Source organism: Paenibacillus sp. JT22N1 (genome assembly GCF_059692155.1).
This window is the reverse complement of the sequence record NZ_JCAUAW010000034.1, coordinates 12,391-35,611: the sequence shown is the minus strand read 5'-3', so window position 1 is coordinate 35,611 and position 23,221 is coordinate 12,391. Positions and strand designations below refer to the sequence as shown.

Annotated in this window: 20 protein-coding genes; 4 read left to right on the top strand and 16 right to left on the bottom strand. The window is 44.8% G+C overall.

Annotated elements, in window-relative coordinates:
* Window positions 1–14: 14 nt before the first annotated feature.
* The 6 genes from AC58UU_RS36770 to tkt all read right to left on the bottom strand — a co-directional run bounded on the left by AC58UU_RS36770 (window position 15) and on the right by tkt (window position 7,283).
* Entirely contained in the window at window positions 15–1,547 is a 1,533-nt protein-coding gene (locus tag AC58UU_RS36770) for a response regulator (RefSeq protein ID WP_497322380.1), read from the bottom strand.
* 4 nt (window positions 1,548–1,551) lie between these two features.
* On the bottom strand, window positions 1,552–3,321 hold the full coding sequence (locus AC58UU_RS36765) for a sensor histidine kinase (RefSeq protein ID WP_497322379.1): 1,770 nt from the start codon (window positions 3,319–3,321) through the stop codon (window positions 1,552–1,554).
* Window positions 3,322–3,494: 173 nt separating this feature from the next.
* Window positions 3,495–3,986 carry a NanQ anomerase/TabA/YiaL family protein gene (locus AC58UU_RS36760; protein WP_497322378.1) on the bottom strand — a complete coding sequence of 164 codons (492 nt, stop codon included), beginning with the start codon at window positions 3,984–3,986 and terminating at the stop codon, window positions 3,495–3,497.
* A gap of 75 nt (window positions 3,987–4,061) precedes the next feature.
* The gene (locus AC58UU_RS36755; RefSeq protein WP_497322377.1) at window positions 4,062–4,385 is read right to left on the bottom strand and encodes a 2Fe-2S iron-sulfur cluster-binding protein; all 324 of its coding nucleotides are present in this window, start codon (window positions 4,383–4,385) and stop codon (window positions 4,062–4,064) included.
* 178 nt (window positions 4,386–4,563) lie between these two features.
* Window positions 4,564–5,220, bottom strand: a complete 657-nt coding sequence (gene fsa, locus AC58UU_RS36750) for a fructose-6-phosphate aldolase (protein WP_497322376.1) — start codon at window positions 5,218–5,220, stop codon at window positions 4,564–4,566.
* A 35-nt stretch (window positions 5,221–5,255) separates the two neighbouring features.
* On the bottom strand, window positions 5,256–7,283 hold the full coding sequence (tkt, locus tag AC58UU_RS36745) for a transketolase (protein WP_497322375.1): 2,028 nt from the start codon (window positions 7,281–7,283) through the stop codon (window positions 5,256–5,258).
* 115 nt (window positions 7,284–7,398) lie between these two features.
* On the opposite strand from tkt, the gene AC58UU_RS36740 reads away from it, so the two are divergent.
* Window positions 7,399–8,286 (top strand): LysR family transcriptional regulator, encoded by an 888-nt coding sequence (locus AC58UU_RS36740; protein ID WP_497322374.1) that lies wholly within the window; start codon window positions 7,399–7,401, stop codon window positions 8,284–8,286.
* A 198-nt stretch (window positions 8,287–8,484) separates the two neighbouring features.
* Here the strand turns inward: AC58UU_RS36740 and AC58UU_RS36735 are convergent, their stop codons facing one another.
* Genes AC58UU_RS36735 through AC58UU_RS36725 form a run of 3 tightly spaced genes read right to left on the bottom strand, consistent with a single transcriptional unit; the run spans window position 8,485 to window position 11,291 of the window.
* A complete protein-coding gene (locus AC58UU_RS36735; RefSeq protein ID WP_497322373.1) occupies window positions 8,485–9,498 on the bottom strand; it encodes a zinc-binding alcohol dehydrogenase family protein in 1,014 nt (337 codons plus the stop codon).
* A gap of 21 nt (window positions 9,499–9,519) precedes the next feature.
* The gene (locus tag AC58UU_RS36730) at window positions 9,520–10,464 is read right to left on the bottom strand and encodes an aldo/keto reductase (RefSeq protein ID WP_497322372.1); all 945 of its coding nucleotides are present in this window, start codon (window positions 10,462–10,464) and stop codon (window positions 9,520–9,522) included.
* The gene (locus AC58UU_RS36725; protein ID WP_497322371.1) at window positions 10,461–11,291 is read right to left on the bottom strand and encodes an amidohydrolase family protein; all 831 of its coding nucleotides are present in this window, start codon (window positions 11,289–11,291) and stop codon (window positions 10,461–10,463) included. Before AC58UU_RS36725 ends, AC58UU_RS36730 begins: the two co-directional genes overlap by 4 nt.
* A 147-nt stretch (window positions 11,292–11,438) precedes the next feature.
* Here AC58UU_RS36725 and AC58UU_RS36720 point away from each other — a divergent pair, with 147 nt between their 5' ends.
* On the top strand, window positions 11,439–12,302 hold the full coding sequence (locus AC58UU_RS36720) for an AraC family ligand binding domain-containing protein (RefSeq protein ID WP_497322370.1): 864 nt from the start codon (window positions 11,439–11,441) through the stop codon (window positions 12,300–12,302).
* Window positions 12,303–12,316: 14 nt separating this feature from the next.
* Here AC58UU_RS36720 and AC58UU_RS36715 read toward each other — a convergent pair whose 3' ends face one another.
* The 7 genes from AC58UU_RS36715 to AC58UU_RS36685 all read right to left on the bottom strand — a co-directional run bounded on the left by AC58UU_RS36715 (window position 12,317) and on the right by AC58UU_RS36685 (window position 21,097).
* Window positions 12,317–13,585: an ATP-binding protein gene (locus tag AC58UU_RS36715; protein ID WP_497322369.1), complete on the bottom strand. Its 1,269-nt coding sequence runs from the start codon at window positions 13,583–13,585 to the stop codon at window positions 12,317–12,319.
* 125 nt (window positions 13,586–13,710) lie between these two features.
* Window positions 13,711–15,168 (bottom strand): exopolysaccharide Pel transporter PelG, encoded by a 1,458-nt coding sequence (gene pelG, locus AC58UU_RS36710; protein WP_497322368.1) that lies wholly within the window; start codon window positions 15,166–15,168, stop codon window positions 13,711–13,713.
* Window positions 15,168–16,580: a GT4 family glycosyltransferase PelF gene (gene pelF / locus AC58UU_RS36705; RefSeq protein WP_497322367.1), complete on the bottom strand. Its 1,413-nt coding sequence runs from the start codon at window positions 16,578–16,580 to the stop codon at window positions 15,168–15,170. The genes pelG and pelF overlap by 1 nt, the downstream gene beginning before the upstream one ends.
* Window positions 16,577–18,421 (bottom strand): DUF2194 domain-containing protein, encoded by a 1,845-nt coding sequence (locus AC58UU_RS36700; protein WP_497322365.1) that lies wholly within the window; start codon window positions 18,419–18,421, stop codon window positions 16,577–16,579. The genes pelF and AC58UU_RS36700 overlap by 4 nt, the downstream gene beginning before the upstream one ends.
* On the bottom strand, window positions 18,381–19,445 hold the full coding sequence (locus AC58UU_RS36695) for a tetratricopeptide repeat protein (RefSeq protein WP_497322364.1): 1,065 nt from the start codon (window positions 19,443–19,445) through the stop codon (window positions 18,381–18,383). Before AC58UU_RS36695 ends, AC58UU_RS36700 begins: the two co-directional genes overlap by 41 nt.
* Complete coding sequence (locus AC58UU_RS36690) at window positions 19,442–20,677, bottom strand: hypothetical protein (protein WP_497322363.1); 1,236 nt, start codon at window positions 20,675–20,677, stop codon at window positions 19,442–19,444. The genes AC58UU_RS36695 and AC58UU_RS36690 overlap by 4 nt, the downstream gene beginning before the upstream one ends.
* An 18-nt stretch (window positions 20,678–20,695) precedes the next feature.
* Window positions 20,696–21,097 (bottom strand): response regulator, encoded by a 402-nt coding sequence (locus AC58UU_RS36685; RefSeq protein WP_497322361.1) that lies wholly within the window; start codon window positions 21,095–21,097, stop codon window positions 20,696–20,698.
* Window positions 21,098–21,234: 137 nt separating this feature from the next.
* Between AC58UU_RS36685 and AC58UU_RS36680 the strand changes: the two genes are divergently transcribed.
* Together AC58UU_RS36680 and AC58UU_RS36675 are read left to right on the top strand one after the other, a co-directional pair.
* Window positions 21,235–22,065, top strand: coding sequence for a glycoside hydrolase family 191 protein (locus AC58UU_RS36680; RefSeq protein WP_497322360.1), 831 nt, complete (start codon window positions 21,235–21,237; stop codon window positions 22,063–22,065).
* A 99-nt stretch (window positions 22,066–22,164) separates the two neighbouring features.
* Window positions 22,165–23,208, top strand: coding sequence for an HD-GYP domain-containing protein (locus AC58UU_RS36675; protein ID WP_497322359.1), 1,044 nt, complete (start codon window positions 22,165–22,167; stop codon window positions 23,206–23,208).
* Window positions 23,209–23,221 lie beyond the last annotated feature (13 nt).

Below are 23,221 nucleotides of genomic sequence, written 5' to 3'. Positions count from 1 at the left end.
GGAAGGCAATCTGTTCAATTCTTCTTCCCTTTATACGAGGAAGGCGATTCGCCTACATATTTCTTAAACTTGCTGTGAAAATAGTCTACGTTAGCGTATCCAACACGCGTAGCGACCTGATGCACCTTGTGCCCTTCGCCCAGCAGCTCAATCGCTTTTTGAATGCGGATTTGATCCAGGTAGGTGTGAAAGTGTGCGCCGGTATAGTTTTTAAAGATTTTACCTAGGTATCCGCTTGTATAATTAAACAACTCCGCTAACGTATCCAATTTCAAATTCTCAGCATAATGCCGCTCGACGAAATCCATAACCTGCTTTAACAACGGTTCATTACTAAAGACGCTAATCTGGTTCGTCAAGTCACACAACTGCTGACGGATACGATTTTGGATGGCAGTCAAGTTCGGTTGCTCGTAGATTTGCGAAATGATGGACATAGCATTCTGCACGATTGTATACGTTTTATCATTCTGTCCAGCTAGTTTGTTCAATACCATTGAGATCAGCTGTGCATAGTTCGTTTTTAGGCCATGTTCGCTGCTATCATAGGCGATGAACTCTGTTCCTGCAAGTTGGAGCCAGTGCACCAAGCTTTCTTTATTCCCCATATCCATCGAGTAGTAAAGCTTCTCAGCTAAGGAGACGATATCTAAGGTGGCCGATTGCTCACTTGATCGAATGATATCATGCTTGGCAATAAGCTCATCACCAAAGAGAAAATGGCTCGTTAGCAAGTTCGCTGCTTCTCCGAAGGAAGTGCTAATTTCTTTATTCTGCTTAACTACACGACCTATGGCACCGTGGAAGATATGATCAGGCAGAGCTGCCTTAATCTCACAGTAAACACGACTCCTTGCTCCTTCATCCACAATCGGCTCCGTTAAGAGAACACCGACATAGGAATTCGCTGCAAAGACAATACCTCTATGCTTATTAGTCTCAAACAAAACGGTTAAACGCTGTTGGATCACGGCGTAGATACGCAGATCAGCCCTTTGTGACTGGGCAAGCTGGAGCAGCAGTATTTGATACCCTCCCGCTGAAGCTCCAATTAGAGTTTCAACATCATGAGGAATGGACCGCTGATCAACATCCGCTGCTAGTAAAGCTTGTATGCATTCCTCTCTACGCTGCGCCTCACTTATTACACCTAAATTGGATAACTCCTCTTGCTTCTGAAGATATTTATAAATGCGCATTAATTCATTCACAATCTCTTCCTCGTCCACAGGCTTAAGCACATAACCATCCACCTGTCCGACAATCGCTCTCTTCGCGTAATCGAAATCCGCATATCCAGTGAGGATAAGAAACCGGCACGAAGCATCCGTTTTGCGAATTTCCTCAATGACCTGTAGCCCATCCATCACCGGCATGCGAATGTCAATAATAATTAAATGCGGCTCCAACTCTGCGTACTTGCTCATTGCTTCTCGGCCGTTCATCGCATCGCCTACAACCTGGAAGCCATAATGCTCCCAATCGATTAATGTCTGCAGACCCGCGCGAATCATAGGTTCATCGTCAACAATTAATACTTTGTACATGATCTCACCCCTGAATCGGTATCGAAAAGTAAATGTGCGACCCCATGCCCTCATGGGAAATAATCGTCACGCCATAGGTGTCGCCATACATTAATTTAAGCCTTTGGTGTACATTACGCATGCCAATGCGATGCTCTTGTTTGTCCTGGGTGTCGTTCATCGACTCCTTAATCTCCCTCAGTCTAGACTCGCTGAAACCAACCCCATTATCGATCACTTCTATACGCAAATGTTGACCTTCAATCGTTGCATGAACCTTCAAAATTCCGTTATCTTCCATACATTCCAAACCATGAATGACCGCGTTTTCAACAAGTGGTTGTACGATCAGAGGGGTAATCATAATGTTGCTAACTCCCTGATCTAAATGAATTTCATACGTCAACCGATCTCCAAACCGGAACTGCTGTATATCTAAATAACAACGAATCATGTCAAGCTCATCCTTGAGTGGAATCAGACTCCCCATGATTTCAAGCTTTTTGCGCATTAGCTTGCCCAGTGTTCGAACGATGTCGGAAATTTCTGCTTCGCCTTTCAGGTGGGCTTTCATGCGAATCGATTCCAGCGCGTTAAACAGAAAATGCGGATTAATTTGACTCGCCATCATCTTCAACTTAATCTCTTTTTGCCGCAGTTCTAACTGATGGTTCATTCGGTTAGACTCATGGATCTCGCTCATCAACTCCCGAATGCTTCGGACCATGTTATTGAACTGCCTTGCGAGCATGCCAACCTCATCGTACCCATCAATTTCCGAAGAAACATGCAGATCTCCTAGCGCCACTTTATTGATCTGTTTGTTCAACTGAAGCATTCTGGATGTCAGCATGTTGGAAAAGAAATAAATAAGTACGAAGGCAATGAGTAAACTCGCTAACGTAATGTATAAACCCATATAACTGATCTTGTTGGCTTTGCCAACGATACTCTCTACTGTGAATACGGATACTATTCGTAAGCCCTTATCACTTAACGTCGGGATGAGGTCATTGATGAGAACTTTAGAATCTCTTTCTTTGAACCGCGTCTGGTATGTGCCTTCCGGCTTATTGAGAAAATCTTTGGCGAAATCCAATTCGCTTAAGTTTTTGCCTACCCATTCCGTGTTCTTGGCAGCCACGATATTACCTTTGCCATCCAAAATCATCGTATCAAAAAGCTCTTGACTAACGATCGCATTCATTTCGTCAGGATTAACATCAATTACCAACACACCACTGGTTCGATAATTAGGGAAATAAATTCTTTTAACCAAACTAAGCACTTTTCGATTATTTTTCGTTTCATCCTCGATAAAGTACCAGCTGATCTTCTCTGTTTTTTTGCTCATTGCTTCCTGGTACCAAAAAGACTCCAAAACCACGGGGGAAGGCTGTATGAAATTCCAGTTGTTTAGCGTTGTTGGATTCGTTGTGTAGAACCGGATATTGTAGACCTCTTTATACAGCTTTACAAAATCAGTAAAATCCTGGAACTCTTTATAAGCGCTTACAACTTCATAAATAGATTGATATTGCGTGTTAATAACACGTTCCAACCGTGGATCAATCATCAGTTTGTTCGATATCTCAATCGGTATCCGGAGAATGTCGGATGCACGCTTGTTAATTTTCTCCACGTTATTGGATGTCTGTCCAATCGCATCACTAAGCACCGATTGCCGAAAGGCGTTCGTCAGGAACACACCCACGATCAGTACGGGAATGACAACCACCAAAATGAACGCGAGAATAATCTTATTTTTAATGCGAATATTGTTCGTCTTCTTCATGAAGTATTGGAGCATCGTCATCACCACTCGGCGTGAGAAATTTGTCGTACTTTTAATTATAATACAGTTTCATAACAATGGACTACCGAAGAGATTAGGCAGATTATCATGTCAAAATTGAAAACCTTCCGAAGCCATGTGATGACTTGGAAGGTTCAATGGTTGAGACGGGACTAAAGCTGCAAGAGATCTTTATGTATTTTAATAACAATCTTCTTGTTCGTCGTCTCCTCCGTAATAGAGCAGTTCGGACGATGGATATCGGAAGGAAAGCACACCGCAAACATGCCGGGTTTCAGAATAATTCCCGTTTCTTGCTGTGAAGAGTCCGATTCATAAAAGGCGATATCATGCGAGTCGAACTTATTATCGACCACTTTGGCGTCTGGATGCAGCTTGTAGAAACAAAGCTTTTCCTCGCCGCTGACTAGAAACTGAATATCCGTGTATATCACATGGGATTCAGGCATTTGCTCCTCAGATGGTCGGGTCATGACCTCCTGCACATTGGCGAACATCAGATGGCCGTTATCACCTTCTAGGTCATATCTGCCCGCTTCCGCTTCACCTAAGTTGCGATTCAAAATGTAATCGATACCTCGCCCAACCGCTGGGGGCCACAGATGGCGTTCTTGTTCAAAATGCTTCACGTCGCTAATAATCATTTGATACATGACTCCTTTTGGTTCACTTGAATAAAATTATAAGAATCGAGAAGAAATGTGAAAACATGGATTGGATTACTCAGCAGGACGAGGGCCAGGATCCATACCTGTTTCAGATGCAGTCATTAACGGTTTAACCGTGAGCTCCGCATGTACATGAATTTGACAGGATAAGCGGATATTGTCTTCTGTGATTCCTTTGGTCTCTCGGATCGCAGTCTCTACCTCATTCATGGGGCCAGCATCCCCCTCAATGATTTCAACACGGCAGGTTGCACATCTGGCGTTACCCCCACAGCGATGCAAGATGTCTACCCCTTGGTCCATCAGGGACAAAACGAGCTTTTTCCCTTCTTCAACTTCGAATTCACCTTTTCCTATAACTTGAATCAACGGCATCACAAATTCCTCCTTTTTAACCTTTGTTGCCTAATTGGCGTCATACCAAACACGAAGCTAAGCTAATCAGTTAAAAAATGACATGATAATGTGACACATTTGAAAAAACGTTCACACCATTGACGGTGAATTATCCCCGAACAGTGTGAACCTTACTTGGCTGCTTTATTACTAAAGTTTAAAACTTTTCTTGGTTAGCGCCTTCCCAATCTGCCAAAAACTTCTCGATCCCCGCGTCTGTCAGCGGGTGCTTGCTCATGGACTCGATAACTTTGTAAGGCACTGTAGCGATATGTGACCCTGCAAGCGCCGCTTCAATCACGTGAGCGGAGTGACGAACGCTGGCAGAGATGATTTCGGATTTGATACCATGTACTTGGAAAATTTGGCTGATTTCTTTAATTAGATTCATACCCACTTGGTTGATATCATCCAAACGTCCGATAAATGGAGACACGTAAGTTGCTCCTGCGCGTGCAGCAAGTAAAGCTTGCGTCGAGCTGAAGATCAAGGTTACGTTCGTTGGGATGCCCAGTGAGCGGAATACGCTAGTCGCTTGAAGTCCATCCAATGTCATTGGAAGCTTAATAACAACATTTGGGCTTAGCAAAGCAAGCTTCTTGCCCTGCTCAACCATTTCGTCTGCTTTCAGTGAAACGACTTCTGCACTAATCGGAACATCGCCTACAATGGAGATAATTTCTTTCACTGTTTCGAAGAAGTCTCTACCTTCTTTAGCAATCAATGAAGGGTTGGTTGTTACTCCTGCTACAACACCTAACGCGTGAGCTTTGCGAATTTCGTCTACATTGGCTGTGTCGATAAACAATTTCATCCTGTATCCCTACCTTTTCTCCCTTTTGTGGGCTCTTATTGGAAATACTTCTGTCTGATTTGTTGAACGATTGCATCTGCTGTAAAGCCGTATTCACGAATTACTCGATCTGCCTTCGCTGATGCACCAAATTTACGGATACCAACAACGAAGCCATCGCCTCCCGTAATCTCTTCCCATCCAGCAGGATAGGCCATCTCAATGACAACATTTGCTTTTACTTGTGGTAAAAGGATGACATTGCGCACCTCTTCAGGCTGCTGCTCGAACAATTCACGGCTTGGCATGGAAATAACACGAGCCCCAATACCATCTTGCGCCAACTGCTTCTTCACGTCAAGTGCTAAGCTCACTTCCGAGCCTGTTGCGATGAGTTGAATATCAGGTGTCGCTGATGCGTCAACATCGGATAAAATATAAGCTCCTTGATGAATATGAGCATAAGCAAGCTGATCCGTTCCCGGAAGCACCGGCAAATTCTGACGCGAAAGCGCGAATACGAACGGGCCTTCCTTCGCTTGGAGGACATACTCCCAAGCCGCTGCAGTCTCGTTAGCGTCCGCAGGACGGAACAGGGTCAGATCTGGAATCATCCGCAGGGATGGGATCTGTTCGATCGGCTGATGCGTAGGGCCGTCTTCGCCGACAGCGATGCTGTCATGCGTGAACACGTACGCAACAGGGAGCTTCATAAGCGCGGACAAGCGAATCGCGCCGCGCAAATAGTCGCTGAACACGAGGAACGTTCCGCCGAAAGCACGCAGTCCGCCGTGCAGCAGCATGCCGTTCAGTGCTGCGCCCATGGCGAACTCGCGGACGCCGAACCAGAAGTTGCGGCCGCTGTAATCGGCGGCACTGAATGCCGCGGCGTCGTTAATCATGGTGAAGTTGGAGCTCGCTAGGTCGGCGGAGCCGCCTACTAGTTGAGGTACCCGCTTCGCCAAGCCGTTAATCACTTTGCCAGAAGCTGTGCGCGTCGATATAGCACCGCTCTCTGGGGTAAAGCGCGGCACATCGGCGTTCCAGTCTGCTGGAAGGTCGCCGCTGTTAGCGAGCTCGAATTGCTGAGCGAGCTCGGGGTGCGCAGCCTGGTAGCTGTTCCACAGCTGCTCCCAGCTGGTTTGGGCTTGTGAGCCCAGTTCTTTGTGCTGGGCGAAGTGCTTGTAGACCTCGGCCGGGACGTAGAAGTCCGGCTCAAGCGGCCAACCCAGAGCTTGCTTCGTCAGCAGCAGCTCTTCTTTGCCGAGCGGCGAACCGTGCGTGCCGCCGTGGCCGCCTTTGCCGGCTTTGTTCGGACTGCCGAAGCCGATCGTTGTTTTGATCTCAATCAGGGTTGGACGACCCAGGTCCGCCTTGCCTTCTTCGATCGCGGCGGAAATCGCCTCGACGTTGTTTTGCTCTTCCACACGTAAGTATTGCCAACCATAGGATTCAATACGCGTCCGGATATTTTCAGAGAACGACATGTTCAACTCGCCATCAAGCGAAATATCATTTGAATCGTATAGCACGATTAGCTTGCCCAATTTCAAATGACCTGCCAATGAAGCAGCTTCAGAGGAAACACCTTCCATTAAATCGCCATCTCCGCAAATGGCATATGTGAAGTGATCAACAATTGGGAAGTTCGGTTTATTGTAGACAGAAGCCTGATGAGCTTCGGCCATTGCCATTCCGACAGCCATTGCAACTCCTTGACCCAGTGGTCCCGTTGTCGCTTCAACACCTGCCGTATGACCATACTCGGGATGCCCTGGTGTGCGGCTTCCCCATTGACGGAATTCCTTGATGTCGTCAAGGGTTACATCATAACCACTTAGGTGCAGTAGGCTGTAAAGAAGCATCGAACCGTGTCCTGCGGATAGAACAAATCGATCACGATCAACCCATTTGGGATTCGTCGGATTGTGCTTCAAGTGCCGTGTCCAAAGTGCATACGCCATAGGCGCCGCACCCATCGGCATACCAGGATGACCCATAGCCGCTTTCTCGACTGCATCGATTGTAAGCGTTCTAATTGTATTGATGCTTAACTCTTCAATGCCAACAGTTGTTTGATTCAAAAGAGATTCGCCTCCATCAATTTAGTTGTATTAATTCCATCTACTCTTTATTATAAGGATAGATGAAGCATTCAAATAATTGATAGTTTCGATACTCGCTATAGAAGGTGTCTATATGGTGAATTTTGAGCTTTATAAAGTATTTTATCTGACTGCCAAATCTGGCAGCTTATCTAAAGCAGCAAAAGAACTGTACATTACCCAGCCCAGCGTCTCTCACTCGATCAAATTGTTGGAGGATACTCTGGGGCTGCAGCTGTTTGCCAGAACGTCCAAAGGCGTCGAGCTTACCAAGGAAGGTGCTGTGCTATTTTCCTACATCGAACAGGCGTACAATTTCATTTCACTCGCAGAAGAAAAATTAAGTGAACTTCGTAATTTCTCTAGCGGAGAAATCAAAATTGGCGGCAGTGACTCCTTGTGCAAACACTATCTGCTCCCTTTCTTGGAATCATTCCACGTTCAGTATCCGCATGTGCAGATTAACTTAGTACACGGAACAACACCGGAAATTGTGAAGCATCTGAAGGAAGGCAAGATTGATATTGGAATTGTCAGGACGCCTATTCTAGATGATCAATTGCAGGTGCGAGAAGGCATTACCATTCAAGATTGCTTCGTAACGGGGCCAAAATACCGAGAGCTGTCATTGGGAAAAGTCTCCCTTGCTAAGCTGTTAACCTACCCGATCATCTTATTTTCGAGTAATAGCTCATCACGGAAATTCGTCACCCGACTTTTCAGTGAAAATGGCTTGCTGTTGGAACCGGAAATTGAGCTCGGCAGCGTGGATTTGCTCATTGAATTTGCAAAGATCGGCTTTGGCGTTTCCTTCGTAACCAAAGAATTTGTAGCGAAGGAGCTGGCAGACGGAAGCTTGTTTGAGGTGAATATTGACGCTACCATTCCGTCGACTAAGATTGGTATTATCACTTTGAAAAATATGCCGCTATCGACAGCAGCCTCTGCTTTCGTTGCAGAGCTGGAAAGCCCGGGAAGTTGAGCCGAGTTGAGAATAACTTGGAGTCATGCGCAAAACCTACAAACCTACAACGTTAAGCGCCTTTTCGGCGCTCCAGAACTAGATGGACCTCCCTAGGAGAGCGGGAGGCTAGGAGCTACAAGCTGGGGGCTAGCGTTGAAACCCCATCGGAACGCAAAAAAGACGCGCTCAGCCACACTGAGCACACCTTTTTCAAATTCACAAACTAACGATCGCTTTGATGACCTTCGACTCTGGCTTCAGCCAAGTCTCGAACTGATCAATCATGTCCTCGAATGTCGCACGGTGCGTGATGTAGCGCTCGATGTCGATGATGCCGTCTTGCATGGCGGCACGTACGGTGTCGAAATCCTCCATGGTCGCATTGCGGCTGCTCATTAAGGTCAGCTCCCGTTTATGAAAGTCGGGATCATGGAAGGTGATATCGGCCTTAACAAGTCCGACATATACGAGTTTGCCGCCATGTGCGACAAGTCCGAACGACTCTGTCATCGACCTAGCGTTCCCTGTCGCATCGAAGACGACAGTAGGATATTCGCCGTTCGTGAGCGCGGCTAGCTGCTCCATCGGCTGCTGCAAGGCATTAATCGTATGGTCGATGCCTGCCCAATCACGGCAAAAGGCCAACCGCTCATCGTTAATGTCCATCGCAATGACGTTTGCTCCGCGCTGCCTAGCCAGAATCATAACGCCGAGTCCGATTGGACCGGCACCAATCACGAGCACGTTTTCACCAGCGCGAAGTTCGGATCTTCTCACTGCGTGAGCTCCGATGCTAAGCGGCTCTAACATAGCTGCTTGGTCCAGCGTCAGCCCATCGGTTTTGATGAGATGGCTGACTGGTAAGGAGATCAGCTCTCTCATACCCCCGTCGATATGTACGCCAAGCACCTTCATATCTGTACAGCAGTTTGTCTTGCCGTTCCGGCAAGCAATACAAGTCCCGCAGTGCATATAAGGGACGATGCTTACTTGATCACCGATTTGCAGTCCTGTTACACCCTCACCGATCTGTTCAATATAACCCGCCAGCTCATGCCCGAGAACACGCGGATAGCTAAAAAACGGTTGATTCCCTTTATACGCGTGCAAATCCGTCCCGCAAATGCCTATCCTTTTGATGCGAACAATAGCTTCCCCTGCACTTAGACTAGGCTCCTGTACTTCTACTAGCTTAAACTTCTCGATCTGCTCACATACGATTGCTCTCATTCCTAGTTTCCCCCTGTCCTATTACACATAGGTTTTTTCGTTATATTCGGGTCTTCCACTAATCCAAGACTTATTGTGTATGGGGGTCAGAATCTCCAGCACCTCATGAAGCAGCTCCATGTCGATTGGTTCATCTGTCCACGCAATATTATTGCGAATGTTGTCAGGGTTCGCTGTGCTGACTAGTGTCGTAGGGATGCGTTCGTTCGCTGTTGCATACTGCACAGCCAACTTGGCAATGTCAGTTCCCTTACTTGCACAGTGTTCAGCAGCCTGTTTACATAGTCGCTGAATTTCGCCTGAGGCGGGATGCCATTCCGCAGCTGGTCTAGTGCTCAGAAGCCCCATCGACAGCGGCGATGCATTCACCAAACCGACCCTATGCTGTTCCAGAACTGGAACTAGATCCAGCAAGGAAGTATCGTTCAAACTATAGTGACAGTAGGACAAGACGGAATCCAGTTCTTTGTGAGCCAATGCCTTTTCAAATATAGATAACGGTAAACCGGATACCCCAAAATAACGAATCTTGCCTGATTGTTTCAATTCATCCAGCGCAGGAAAGGCGCCTTCCAGAATCTCGTTAAATGGTGCAAACTCAATATCGTGTAAATATAAAATATCGATATAATCCGTTTGAAGACGCTTTAAGCTCTCATCGACACTTTCCAGAATTCGCTGCTTCGAGAAATCAAACTCTTCTGCTCCGTACCGCCCTGCCTTCGTCGTCAGGATGAAACGATCCCGCTCCAATTGGGCTATCGCTTTACCTAGTACTGTCTCTGCTTTGGTTAACCCATAAAAAGGAGACACATCAATCAGATTAATGCCCATATCAATCGCGGTATGAACGGTTCGGATGCTTTCTTCTTCATTCGTTTCACGGAATACAGATCCTAGTGAGGATGCACCAAAGCTCAGCACAGAGACGTCAAGTCCGGTTTTGCCTAATTTACGATACTTCATAATTTATAAAATTCCTTTGCATTTAGTCCGAATAAGCGGGCTTTATCTGCTTCTGACCAATTTCCTGGCAATGCTTGAGTAAGCACATCTACAACGTCATCGTACTCTGCTGCGAGCAAACAAACCGGCCAGTCACTGCCGAATAAAACACGCTCCGTTCCAAATACCTCTAGCACATGCTGGATATAAGCAGTAAAATCCTCACACTTCCATTCCGTATGATTGGCTTCTGTCACCATACCGGATAGCTTACAATATATATTTGGATGTTTCGCAATAGCCGTCATTTGGCTTTTCCAAGGCTCAATAACACCATCCGCAATTCGAGGCTTAGCCATATGATCAATAACTGCGCGTAAACCTGGAACCAGACTCAAAAGCTGAACCACCGGTTCCAATTGATGAGATACGACAAGCAGATCAACGGGTACATCTTTTTCGGCAAAATAACGGACCGCTTCAACAAAATGAGGCTCAAGTATGACACTCGCATCCGGCATTTCTTGAATCATGACTCTAAAGCCTACATATTTAGGATGCTGGCTAAATCGTTTATAGTGAATATGAAAGTCAGGATCATTCAGATTGAGCCAACCTACTACACCGGCAATTGTATCTGATTCCTCGCTGAGGGATAATAGATAATCCGTTTCTTCTAATGTCGGCGCCGCTTGAACCACAATAGTTTGATCCAAGTTGTGCTGGTGCAGGTGGGGTAATAAGTCGTTCGGCAGGAAATCACGATACAATACCGACAGCTCCGGTGTAAGCCACCCATAGTCACCCCGATCCATCTTCCAATAATGCTGGTGTGCATCGATCCGCATAGAGATTCTCCTCTTCATTACCCATATATTTGGTACCGCTTTCTTCTATTGTATCACCAAATAAATCATATGAAATAACGATATCTCGCATCTTTATACGGTTTTTTGATATCATGGCATTACGTATTAACTTGAAGGAGGGATCTCATGCATCCTGTACGTAAAGTGTTCGAAGCGAACGACGCCTTCCCGTTTTCATTTGCCTATAAAAACACAAAAAGCTCGCAAAGCGAGCTTCCTGATCATTTCCACGATTGGTATGAAATTGTGTATGTGTATCGAGGAAAAGGAACCTTCTTTATCGATCACACGTTTTATGAAATGAAACAAGGTGATCTCTTCCTCATCCCTGGCAATACGATTCACCGGGCAACTCCGGATAAAGAGACGCCTGTAACGTCGACAGCGATTTATTTCAGCCCCAGCATTGTACAGGCTCCTAACTTAGGTGACTCTTTCTCATATTTGCATTGCTTCGAGCAAGCCGCAGCACATCACAATTACAAGTTTGAAACTCTACTCTCACAACACCAACACCTAGATTCATGGTTGGAATCCATTCAATATGAATTCAAACATCCGAATTTGGGTCACCGGCAAGCTATCTTGCTGCAGCTTCTTCAACTCCTGCTTTTTATGAATCGTGATCTGGGTTCCGGCACGAAGCCTAGTACTGGGGATTCCATTGCTCCCCCGATGTGGATGAGGGAAATTTTGCTCTATATCGATCAGCATTTCTGTGAGGACATCGGCCTTAAGACGCTTTCGAAGCAAGCCTCTGTCACACCTGCCCATTTCAGCCGTGTATTTAAGCAGTTAATTGGGATGAATATTACCACATATATCATGACCAAACGAATTATCCGAGCGAAGCAGCTGCTTAGCGAAAACGACCTCAACATTAACATCATCGCAGAAATGTGCGGCTTCGAGAGCTTACCTCATTTTCATGCCATGTTCAAAAGAGTTCTGGGTATGACTCCCGCAGCTGCTAGAAAGTCGGCTAGATAGCTGAGCTGCACTAGTTATTTAGAGACATTCAATCGAGCAATTGTGATCATATACGTGGTACCTTTGGCCAATTCACTCTTGACCTCTATCTTACCTTGCATTTTTCTAATAATACTAAACGAAACCATTGTGCCAAGGCCCGTCCCTTTATCTTTGGTCGAATAATAAGGAGTTCCAAGCCGATTCATTTGCTCTTTGGTCATACCAATGCCAGTATCTCCAACTGAAATGACAACATGTCCGTTTATCGAATGGGCTGTAAATGTCAAATTTCCACCCTCAGGCATGGCCTCAATACTATTTTTCCCGATATTAATTAGCGCTTGCCGTAATTTATTTTTATCACCAAGAATAAGAAGCTCCTCTTGTTCGATTTGTTTGATGATCTGTACATTTTGATAATTGGCATAGGAAGTAAGGACGTTAGCAACATAATCGATCTCATTCTTCATCTCGATTACTTCTATTTTTTCCGGTTCAGGCTTCGCGAAGGTTAAATAGTCGGAAATGATGTGCTCCGCACGATCCAATTCCTCCAGACAAATTTTTTGATAATATTGTCTATTGGATATCGTAAGATCATCTTTCCCCATCAGTTGAATGAACCCTCTGACAGAAGTTAAGGGGTTTCTTACCTCGTGCGCAACAGATGCCGCTATATCACTGACGATCTTCATCTTCTCGCTTCTTATGATTTCTTCGCGCAATCGGGTATTTCTCTTGAAAGTCTCGAGTACATACACAAATAAACCGGAAATAGAGCATTGGACAATAATCACGCCGTAAAAAATCGGATAATTCGTATTAAATAAAGAAGACATATTGCCTATGAGATAACTATAGATAGTTAAACTTATAAGACGAATACTAGCATAAACAAGAATGGATGAGATCATTTTTTGAATCAATGATAATCCCTGGAACTTGATTACAAACCAGATAATCACCAAAAAAGTAGGTAAAAAAGCGATGATATATGCCATCTGGTTGGGACTGCCTAGTATAAAGCGATAGACAAGAACAACCGCATACAAAAAAAGTGAGACATAAACACCTCCATATAAGGAGCCAATACTTAGCGCAACAGCACGTAAATCAAAGGTAAGACCATTAAATACAACAGGAAACGTCATTGTGACCACGAGTGTGAAACTAAATACAATGGCAATTATCATCCGAGTATAACCATTTTCACGATCTGTCTTCATGATATATGGGTAGATAATAACAGGTAGAAACACAATAAATAAATTGAATAGAAGATCTCTAACGTTATTAAACATACAGCCCCCCAGTAGCGTCCATACACATAACAGTACCACTAAACATGATGCGGAAACAATTAAAAAAAACAACCTCCATAGATGTCTATGGAAGTTGCTTATGTCTAAACCGAAGCCTATTAATTTTAGAATCGCCAGTAAGCTTTTTCACTTAATCGGGTGAAGAATCCTCGGACTTCCTTGTAAATGATGCTTTGCGAGATAAAGGTATGCACCTCGATCCGCTTCAAGAACGTCAGCAATCGAAAGCCGCTCCAGCTATAAGCAGTAAGCCCTGCCATAAAGTAGCTAAACCCATAATAATCGAAGCCCAGAGGCAGCAAGGCGAAAGTTAGTATCATATTTAAGGTGAAATAAATTCCCCCGGTAATAACTGCTCCTTTACGATCTTCGAAATATAACATGATTAAGATATTAATGAGCATGATGGAATTCATCAGTGCTCCTAGCGTACACATCTTAAAAATGTCGATTACGATTTCTTGTAAGCCTAGCCTTTCAAGGAGCATATCACTAATTAAAATGATAAATAGCGTCAATATGCCTTGCAGCTTCGTCAGACGATACAATTCACGCCATAACACCTCGACCATTCGCTTCTTCGCCTTGGTGATCATTTCCAGGGTTCCGCCATGGGTTACATAGCCATAGAACGTTTTGTATTTATCATAAAATTGCGTCTCCACCGAAACGACGAACAGAACGAGTGACGGAATGATTGTCAGATTAGCTAGGAAGACAGGGGTATCATAGATGGGGCTATACCTAAACGTCTCCTCGATCCGGACACCCGATGGTCCTAACCAAATGATGATGTTATGCGTCCAAACGCCTATGTTGTAAAGAAATCCGATCCAAAGCAGCGAAGGATATTTATCGACATAATGTAAAAAACCATATGGATTAGACGCTTCTTTAGCCGGAAACGAGCGCAGCAGCACAAATACCAGCATGCTCATGGTAAGTAGAATACCACAGCTAAAACCTATTAAAATGTTGGTCGCCTGCTCATGTTGCTCGAAAGCAATGGGGTACCTCATCAGAACAATCACACCGATGATCGAGACCAGCCCACCTGCTAAAAACGAATAAGAAATAATCTTATAATCCTTAGCCGCGGTTAAAAAGACCATGGCCAGCCATATTTGTCCAATCATGAAAAATAACAATACGCTCGTCACTTTATAAACCATTGATAATGGGGACGACCAATAAAAAATCACAGCAATAATGAGCGAAATACCGAGTATGATCCTACTTATACCAACAAAGGTAGGCGTGACGACCTCAAGGCGATTTTGAAAGAAATGATCGGCTAAATACCTTGTAACACTTAGCTGCCAGCCCCCGGAAAGTATTTGCGAGAAAATGAAACAATACGATACCGTAACAATAAACAATTGACGCTGAGCGTCATCTACATGTCCGAATTGAACAAGCATAAAGTTAATCAGAGCAATACTGCCGACAGATAGCATCCAAGGACCAGCAGCAATGAAAGAAGCGTAGGCATAAGCCCGAACTCTTAGTGTAAGATAGTCATCGCGGAACAACTTCTGTAGGGTAAATCCAATTCCCGCCATTAGGTAACCACCTCATCATATAACTGCCGATAAGCATCAATAAAATGATCAATCTGATAGTAGGCTTCCACACGATTGCGTCCTACTTGTCCCATATAGGCTCGCTCTTCAGGGAGCGAATACATTTTCACCATAGCCTCAGACATGGCTTTTGGATTAACAGGAGGAACGATATAGCCGGCTATTCCGACATCGTGCTCGTCCTTCCCCTCCAACAGCTCGCGGCAGCTGCCTACCTCTGTACAGATCCATGGTATTCCTGCGGCCATTCCTTCCAGAACGGCGAGGGGCTGTCCTTCACTAATCGAGCTCAGTATGAGCGCATCAATCTTGGGTAAATATTCGTCGATCGCTACTTTTCCCATAAAAGTAACAATCTCCTCCAGATGGAGATTGCGGGTTAAGGCTACGCATTCTTGATAGTAATCAGGATCTTCGTCCGTAGGCCCCATAATCCAAAGACGTATGTCAGGGATGTCATGACTGGCGAGCCGAACAGCATAGAGCATCGTCTTAATATCCTTAATGGGTACGAGACGCACTAAGGCTCCGAAGACTATCCCTCCACCAGAGGTACTCGTATGTCTTGGAAGTACTGACAATTTGTGATAATCAATGCCATTAGGGATAATCATAGCTTTCTCAGCATGAAGTCCGAGCTCAAGCTGAATTTGATGTGTACCTTTATAAAGAGAGATGGTTCGATCAGCCGTGTGATAAGCCCCTTGAGACATATGGTAGAAATATTCGATCCATCTTTTTTTGAAGGGAGGATCTACCCACACTGATTTCAAAATCTCTTCTTCCCGTTCACGTGCGTATACGCCATGCTCAGTAAGCAGGAATGGCTTCTTATGCTTCATTCGCAGGTAGGTGGCAATCAAGCCAGCATATCCAGTTGAAACAGCATGATACACATCGGCTACCGGATAGGACTGCTGCAGCAGATAAATGGCGGGGAGGTACATGGATCTCCACGTCCAGAAATAGCTATTGAACGAATGATTCGGCATTTCTTGCTCATAGGAAGCGACCAGGAAATCCCAAAATATTTCACTTTTCATAAAGGTAATCGGATTTCCCAGCTTTTTAGAATCAGCAATGCAGGGAATAGATTGCTCGGAATTTTTTTGAAAAGCAAACCACTCCAGACAGGAAGCAGCTTCGTTCTTGGTTAATCGTGGAGGTTTCCCCTCCTCTAGCTTCAGGTAATCCATCATGAAAACATCATGAATGCCTGAAATATTAGGCGGAAGCTTGTATTTATAGCTTGAGGCCTCTTTACGAGAGGAAGAAATCGCGATGATTTCAAATTCATGCTCTGGCATTGCCGAGACCAACATCTGAATCCAATTCGCTACCCCACCTGACACGTAAGGGTAACTCCCTTCCACTAGCAATGCGATTTTCATGGCTTCATTTCCTTCAATTGTAGGGTCACAGTAGGTTGATGTGCCTCCAAATGCCAAAGTCCGTCCGTATGCTCCATACGTGTCAGTACGCCAGCTACCTTGGAAATCTCTGGTGTTCGGTTATCTGGCACACGAACGGTGTAATGCATGGGGACCAGTTCATCCTTGGTCGTAATCGTAATTGCGTCTTGACTGTAATGAACGTCGACCTTTCCGGTCGAGTAAATACTTAGCTTTTTCACCGCGTCCCTAACCGTTAAAGGTTGAAGATATGCATAGTTTTTATTGAGTGATGCCATCCATGCTTCGAATTGCTCACTCAAGTATTTCCAGCCTTTACCCCCGGAACGTTGAATATCCAGCGCATCATCCGGATGTACAAAGTGATTTACCAAACCAAAATTAGCAATAACATCATTGATGTAAAACTTCGTGCTGTCGTCCAGCCAGTAACCGGATGAAACCCGGGGGAAATTCGTGAATTGCGGAAATTCACTGTCCACCCCAAATTCCTGCTCCAGAAAGCCCTCTTCTTCCCCCGTATAATAAAGGGAAGAAATGATATCAATGGAGGGTACTGCTTCAGCGATCGCTGCTTTCCCAGTCTTGTTCAGCACATTGGATGGAGGCACATATGTCTTCAACTCATGTCCGGGAAGCAAGTCGTTCGATAGCTCTACCATACGCTGAAGACTTTCAACCATGGAAGCCTTATCAGGCCAAGGCACATAGCCGAGATTAGTATCAATTGGCTCCTTAGCAGTGACAAGAGATTGGTGATTATAGCCATGCAGACCAATCTCACCACCTTGACCTACCAATTTAGAGCCAAAATACGGCAGAATCTTTGGGTAGTTGTCCAGTAGTGAAGGAAGTGGGGAACTCGTCTGATTTTGATAATTCCCAATCATGAGGCCTGTATACTTCCACCCGTAGAGCTTAGCGAAACGAGCCATATCCGCCCACCAAATCCGTTCATAAAATACAGGCGTGCTAAGCCCGTACTCCTGACGAATCAGCGGATTAACGACAAGCGGAACGGGGGATGGGAAATCGTCAATATTCAGACTTCGTACTGCCACTTGTGAGGTAACCAGGCTGTCTAGAGCAAGACCAATGGATTGAACCATAAGCCCTCGACCTACCTTCTGGATACTGCTGGTTGAGTTCCAGAACACGACGCTCCCCTGTCCATAGTTATTTTTCCAGAGCATAGGATTTCCTTCGGCCGATAAATAAATTTTAACCTGCGGCTTAAGCTTAATATCCAACATACTGTTGGAAAATAGCGCATTGCTAGCCGGAAGATTAGGATAGCCGGGGAATACGGTTTGGTTGACTTCTATGCCGTGTATCGTTCTTTCAATGAACCCGTTATTACTTTCTATCCCGAGCATGTCATTCCATTCTGGCGCATAAAACCGCGTATAGGCAAGAAGTCGACCGCCTTCATTCAAATAGGACTGGATAACGGTTTGATCCAGCTCACTTATATCTTCGCCGGTGAGTAGAATGACAGTCCACGGGGTTGGTCTAATTGTCCTTATTTCGTCTGCCGTTATGGAATCCGCATGCAATTTGGCAAGCTCCAGTGCTGTCTGTAGGTTGACTTTGACCTTATTGCCTTCTGAATCTTTAGGATTTGTATACATATACAGACCGAGTTTATCACCTGTTACGGATGATTGTGCCGAGCTTTTCACCGGAAACTGCGCCTCTTGGTATACATTTCTTGCTGAAGATAAAGGAAACAAGTCGACGGTTCGGACGATTTGCAGCCCGACACCGAGCAGAAGCACACTAACGATAACGCATGTAAAGATGATCAGCTTGTGGGACACCTTGTTCCTTCAGCTCCTTCCAAAATTGGATCGCAGGCAGATGCTCGACCGGAACCTCAATGCTGCTGTCCAACCATTGCTGTGCAAATTGACTAAGTTCGTTTAATTTTCCTTCTGCATACATTTTTTCTACTTTAGTTAAATAAACCATATAGCGATATTCACCCACATTGGAAAGCTGCTCAGCGTGGCGGATGGCCGTCTGGTAATCCTTTTCCATTCGTGCCAGATTGCATAACTCTGCGATAAATCGGGGCTCATCGGGAAATTGAGTAAGTCCCCTTCCTATCCATTGTTTGAACGTCTGTCTAACTTCCATAGCGAGCTCTTCCGTCAATAAATGGCTTCCCAAATAAAGTCGGTAGGCTTCCAATAGTTCTTTCCATGTTTCCCAGCTTTTATCGTCCTGCTGCAGAAGTACGGTCCATTTCTTGATACTTCGTATATATTGTTCATTTAAATAGTTCAAGCTAGTTGCTGCATAATGAACCACTTCGGGATCATCATTGCGGAGAGCTTCGTTAAATAACTGCACTTTATTATTGCCTTCATATTGGAGGAGAGAAAATAAAGCCTCCTTCTTGCCCACAGGCTCACCTGACATCAGAATTTCCCGGAATGGTAAACGGTTCGATTCCGCTTCCACATTAATATTATAGCTTTCCATGGATTGCGGAGAATAATAGACGTAGTTCTCATATTCCTCGTAAAAGTCGTGCCGAAAGCGAAAAAGTAACAATCCTAAGAAGACAACCGATCCAACCAGAAATCCAACGCTAGGAAAGAAAAGGATGATGGTTTGCACCCACCCGGCACTTAGTCGATCTTCGATTCGGAAGGAGATAATATGGAGCAGCCGATTATAAATGAGCACAAGGACGAGATGGAGAAGCAAGCTAATCCAATGAAAAGAAAGCCCAATGATCTGCAATCCGTCTAACACTGCGAATAGTAGACTAACTGCCACGGCAAGCCTTGCGTAAGGAGAAACATCAAAATGCCGGACATTCCGAGAGACTCTCATTCTGAGCCCCCCCTATTGAAACGATCCCTAATCCTGTCTTCAATACGTGATGCCAGCTCTGGAGACGTTGCAGGAAGTAGAAATAACAGCTCACCGCGGAATGAATCGTAGGCCATAGCATCTTCATCACGCAGCATCTGCTGTGTCAGAGCATTGATCTCTATCAGAGCCTCTGTCTCTTCCATTTCGCTAAACTCGATTGGAATCTGCAGTAATAGGAAATTTTGGGCAAAATCAGTTGCGCGTATCGTTTCTTCATTCAATTTGGCGTAGAAATAATCCGGCTTCATTACCCGGGTATTGGGGAAATAACGTTGTTCATTCAACTTCTGTTCCTTTTGGAACGCTTTAACGCAGCTCTCGCCCATCCAAGTGAGAATAAGTCGAAACAGGTCCATCGTATGCTTGTTCAGGGCAACAAAATCAAGCCCGTTCAAACCTATAATGCCTATAATTTGCTTGTTCTCATCCAGAAGCGGTCCTGCAAGTATGGGGATATCTGCCGATTCCCCCTCCGGGCGTATTTGAATCGTTTTCTCCTTACATACTTGGGAATACAAGGATGGTTGATCTAGGAATACGGTGGACGGATAATGTGTCTCTGCACCGTAATAGACTTTCAGCCTCAGTACATCACCGCCTGGACTCATTCGATAGATGACGATGGATCCCGCCTGAATTAAATCTTTGCATAAGCGCACCGCATCCGTGAAAATAATTTCCGAATCTTCGGAATCTAATGCTTTGGCAATTTTATAGAGGGTATACATGCTTTCTTGAGCGCCGACTACCTTCGTCTCCAGGGCTTTCTTAACAAAGAGAAGATCATGATAGCTGGTATCCATTTTCGCTAGCTGCTGCTTATTGTCCTCAAATTCATCCGCCAAAATGGCATATCGAAAACGTAAATCGGAGGAAACGTGACCTACAAATAAAGCGATCCCCCAATAACACACGAACCATTTCGCCTGATCCCATCGGTCAAACAGCCCATATAAATCACCGTTAATCTGGAGGTACGTTAAGATATGCAGCAAGCTGGCTCCAACCGCCGAGGCTGCGCCTATGCGTGTTCCATAGCGAAGTGAAAAGTAAAGAGTAACAAATAAAAATGGATTGGGTGACCAATTCAACCAATCAACGTTGTACACCATATGGATAATAAATAGAACGGCCAGAAAAAAAGCCAGTTCACACCAGGCTAACCAGCTTCGGTTTTGTCGAAAAATCAATCACGTTTCCTCCAAACTTTAACTATCCAAAGGCTTGATAATGATGGGGTTATTTTTCTTCCTATAAAACTGTTTCAATTGCTCATAGATATCATCAATTTGAAAAGGCTTAATAATATACTCATCGGCTCCAGCCATCATTGACTTCGATAATTCGCCGATGGAATGCTTCGCGCTCATCAGAAAAATGGGTGTTTTTGCAAAGGATTTGTCCGAGCGAAGCTCTCGGCATAGTTCAAATCCAGTCAAATTCGGCATAAGAACATCGGACAGCACCGCATCCGGTTTCAATTCCTTTATCGATTTTAACGCAGCAATAGGATCATTGAAGGCTGATACCTGGAGACCTCTCACTTCAAATAAATCCTGTAAAATGTGTAGTAGGACATTATCGTCGTCCACGATAGCTAGGTGATTCATGGCTGTCAACTCCTTACATTTATCTAGCTGCATATTTCATAAATTTACGTATGTAAAAGGATATGTTTGAATGTTTATAGGTTTATTTTATCATATAATGAAGCTAATCCAAATTTCAGGAAGGTCCGTGAAAAGCGATGAAGACATCACAGGTAACAGCTGCCATTATCGTCTCCATGGTCTTTTTCTCATTCCCATTCAAGAAGCAAGTCCAAGCTTCTAAACCTTTTCAAAACGTGAAAGACTACTCCCTCTACTATGGTGCACCTACTGAGCAAGCCATCATTCAATTAAAGAGCAAAGATCTTATTATTATTGAACCTCAATTGTTCTCAAAGCTACAAATACAAGACATTCAAACGACAGGCACTATGGTTATAGGTTATATAAGCGTTATGGAAACCCCTGCCTGGAACACTCTTCGTGTGAAGGAACTTCTGTCTTCGGACTATTTATTGAAGCAGGGCGAGCATATCCATTTCAAGCAATGGGACTCTTATTTGATGGATTTGCGACAATCACATTACCGTCAGCTGCTGTTATCAGAAATCAAAACTTCGATCTCAGACAAAGGTTTAGACGGTATGTTCCTAGATACGGTTGGGGATATCGATGACTGGATTCAAGATGCAGCCACTCAAACCCAAACAAGAGAAGCCTACCATTCTTTCCTTCAAGACGTGAGCGGCCAATACCCCAAGCTTTCCATTATTCAGAATCGCGGCTTTGATACACTCGACTATGCGCTGCCTTATATCGATGGTTTGTTATGGGAGGACTGGAGGGCGAATTGGAAAGAGGATGCGTGGATGAAAACAAGAGTGGACAGACTGCGAAAGGAACAAAAGAAGGGCTTGACCGTATTTTCCATCCATTTAAATAAAGAGAGCTCCCCTGGTAGAGAAGCCCGTAAACTAAAGTTTATACATATAGACGCACCTAACGGTTATACGGAAGAAGTCAACTAATTTTGATTCGACATTTTAATAGTCACATTACATGTTATCTATGATAAAATCTCACATATAGCCTACGATTTAAGAGCAAGGATGGAATGAGGTACATAGATGGATGAGGTCTGGAAGCAAAGCGCTAATTTTCTGGTTATCGATGATCAGGAATACAATATCAACCTTTTAGAGCGGATACTGCGCCGTGCGGGTTTTTCCAATATACACTGTACGACGGATCCCAAGCGTTTAGATACCCTTTTTGATGAGGTTCAGCCTGATATCATTTTATTGGATCTGCATATGCCGGAAATGGACGGATTTGCAGCGTTGAAGCTTTTGAAAGAACGTGTCTTGGAAAGCAATTACCTACCGATCGTAGTACTTACCGCCGATGTAACTCAAGAGGCAAAGAAGGAAGCACTGCATCTGGGAGCGCATGATTTCCTTACGAAGCCTTTGGATAAAACAGAAGTGGTTTTACGGATCAACAACTTACTCAAGACACGATTCTACCATTTGCAGCTTCAAGACCAGAATCAACGATTGGAGCAGCGTGTACAGGAACGAACTGCCAAACTGGAGCAAGCCAAGCTGGAAATCCTGGAATTGCTTGGACGCACCTCCGAATTTCGTGATGATCAGACAGGACAGCACACACAACGCGTAGGCCGGATAGCGAAGGAGATCGCCACTTCTCTTGGACTGCCTAACCAGGAAGCGGAGCTCCTCGAGCGGGCCACTCCTTTACACGATCTAGGGAAGATCGGCATCCCCGATGAGATTTTATTAAAACCGGGAAGATTCACCCCCGAAGAGTTTGAGCACATGAAAACACATACGACGATCGGGGCAAGCATACTCGAAGGAAGTCAATTTCCTGATCTGCAATTAGCCAGAACGATCGCTTTGTCGCACCATGAGAGGTGGGATGGAACTGGATACCCGAGCGGATTAAGCGGTGAAGAAATCCCACTAGCTGGACGTATCGTGGCAATTGCCGACTTCTATGATGCGTTGACTCACGAGCGCCCCTATAAACGGGCATGGTCGGTAGAAGAAGCTTTGACGGAAATTCAGAAGCAGCGCGGCATTCATTTTGATCCCCAAGTCGTGGACGCCTTCATGGGCATAGTCCGAAGAAACAACAATTTCGAATAGAAATGGAAGGTGT

Coding starts and splice junctions, on each gene's coding strand:
- AC58UU_RS36770 (WP_497322380.1), bottom strand. CDS start 1,547: ATGTACAAAGTATTAATTGTTGACGATGAACCTATGATTCGCGCGGGT.
- AC58UU_RS36765 (WP_497322379.1), bottom strand. CDS start 3,321: ATGAAGAAGACGAACAATATTCGCATTAAAAATAAGATTATTCTCGCG.
- AC58UU_RS36760 (WP_497322378.1), bottom strand. CDS start 3,986: ATGATTATTAGCGACGTGAAGCATTTTGAACAAGAACGCCATCTGTGG.
- AC58UU_RS36755 (WP_497322377.1), bottom strand. CDS start 4,385: ATGCCGTTGATTCAAGTTATAGGAAAAGGTGAATTCGAAGTTGAAGAA.
- fsa (WP_497322376.1), bottom strand. CDS start 5,220: ATGAAATTGTTTATCGACACAGCCAATGTAGACGAAATTCGCAAAGCT.
- AC58UU_RS36740 (WP_497322374.1), top strand. CDS start 7,399: ATGGTGAATTTTGAGCTTTATAAAGTATTTTATCTGACTGCCAAATCT.
- AC58UU_RS36735 (WP_497322373.1), bottom strand. CDS start 9,498: ATGAGAGCAATCGTATGTGAGCAGATCGAGAAGTTTAAGCTAGTAGAA.
- AC58UU_RS36730 (WP_497322372.1), bottom strand. CDS start 10,464: ATGAAGTATCGTAAATTAGGCAAAACCGGACTTGACGTCTCTGTGCTG.
- AC58UU_RS36725 (WP_497322371.1), bottom strand. CDS start 11,291: ATGCGGATCGATGCACACCAGCATTATTGGAAGATGGATCGGGGTGAC.
- AC58UU_RS36720 (WP_497322370.1), top strand. CDS start 11,439: ATGCATCCTGTACGTAAAGTGTTCGAAGCGAACGACGCCTTCCCGTTT.
- AC58UU_RS36715 (WP_497322369.1), bottom strand. CDS start 13,585: ATGTTTAATAACGTTAGAGATCTTCTATTCAATTTATTTATTGTGTTT.
- pelG (WP_497322368.1), bottom strand. CDS start 15,168: ATGGCGGGAATTGGATTTACCCTACAGAAGTTGTTCCGCGATGACTAT.
- pelF (WP_497322367.1), bottom strand. CDS start 16,580: ATGAAAATCGCATTGCTAGTGGAAGGGAGTTACCCTTACGTGTCAGGT.
- AC58UU_RS36695 (WP_497322364.1), bottom strand. CDS start 19,445: ATGAGAGTCTCTCGGAATGTCCGGCATTTTGATGTTTCTCCTTACGCA.
- AC58UU_RS36685 (WP_497322361.1), bottom strand. CDS start 21,097: ATGAATCACCTAGCTATCGTGGACGACGATAATGTCCTACTACACATT.
- AC58UU_RS36680 (WP_497322360.1), top strand. CDS start 21,235: ATGAAGACATCACAGGTAACAGCTGCCATTATCGTCTCCATGGTCTTT.
- AC58UU_RS36675 (WP_497322359.1), top strand. CDS start 22,165: ATGGATGAGGTCTGGAAGCAAAGCGCTAATTTTCTGGTTATCGATGAT.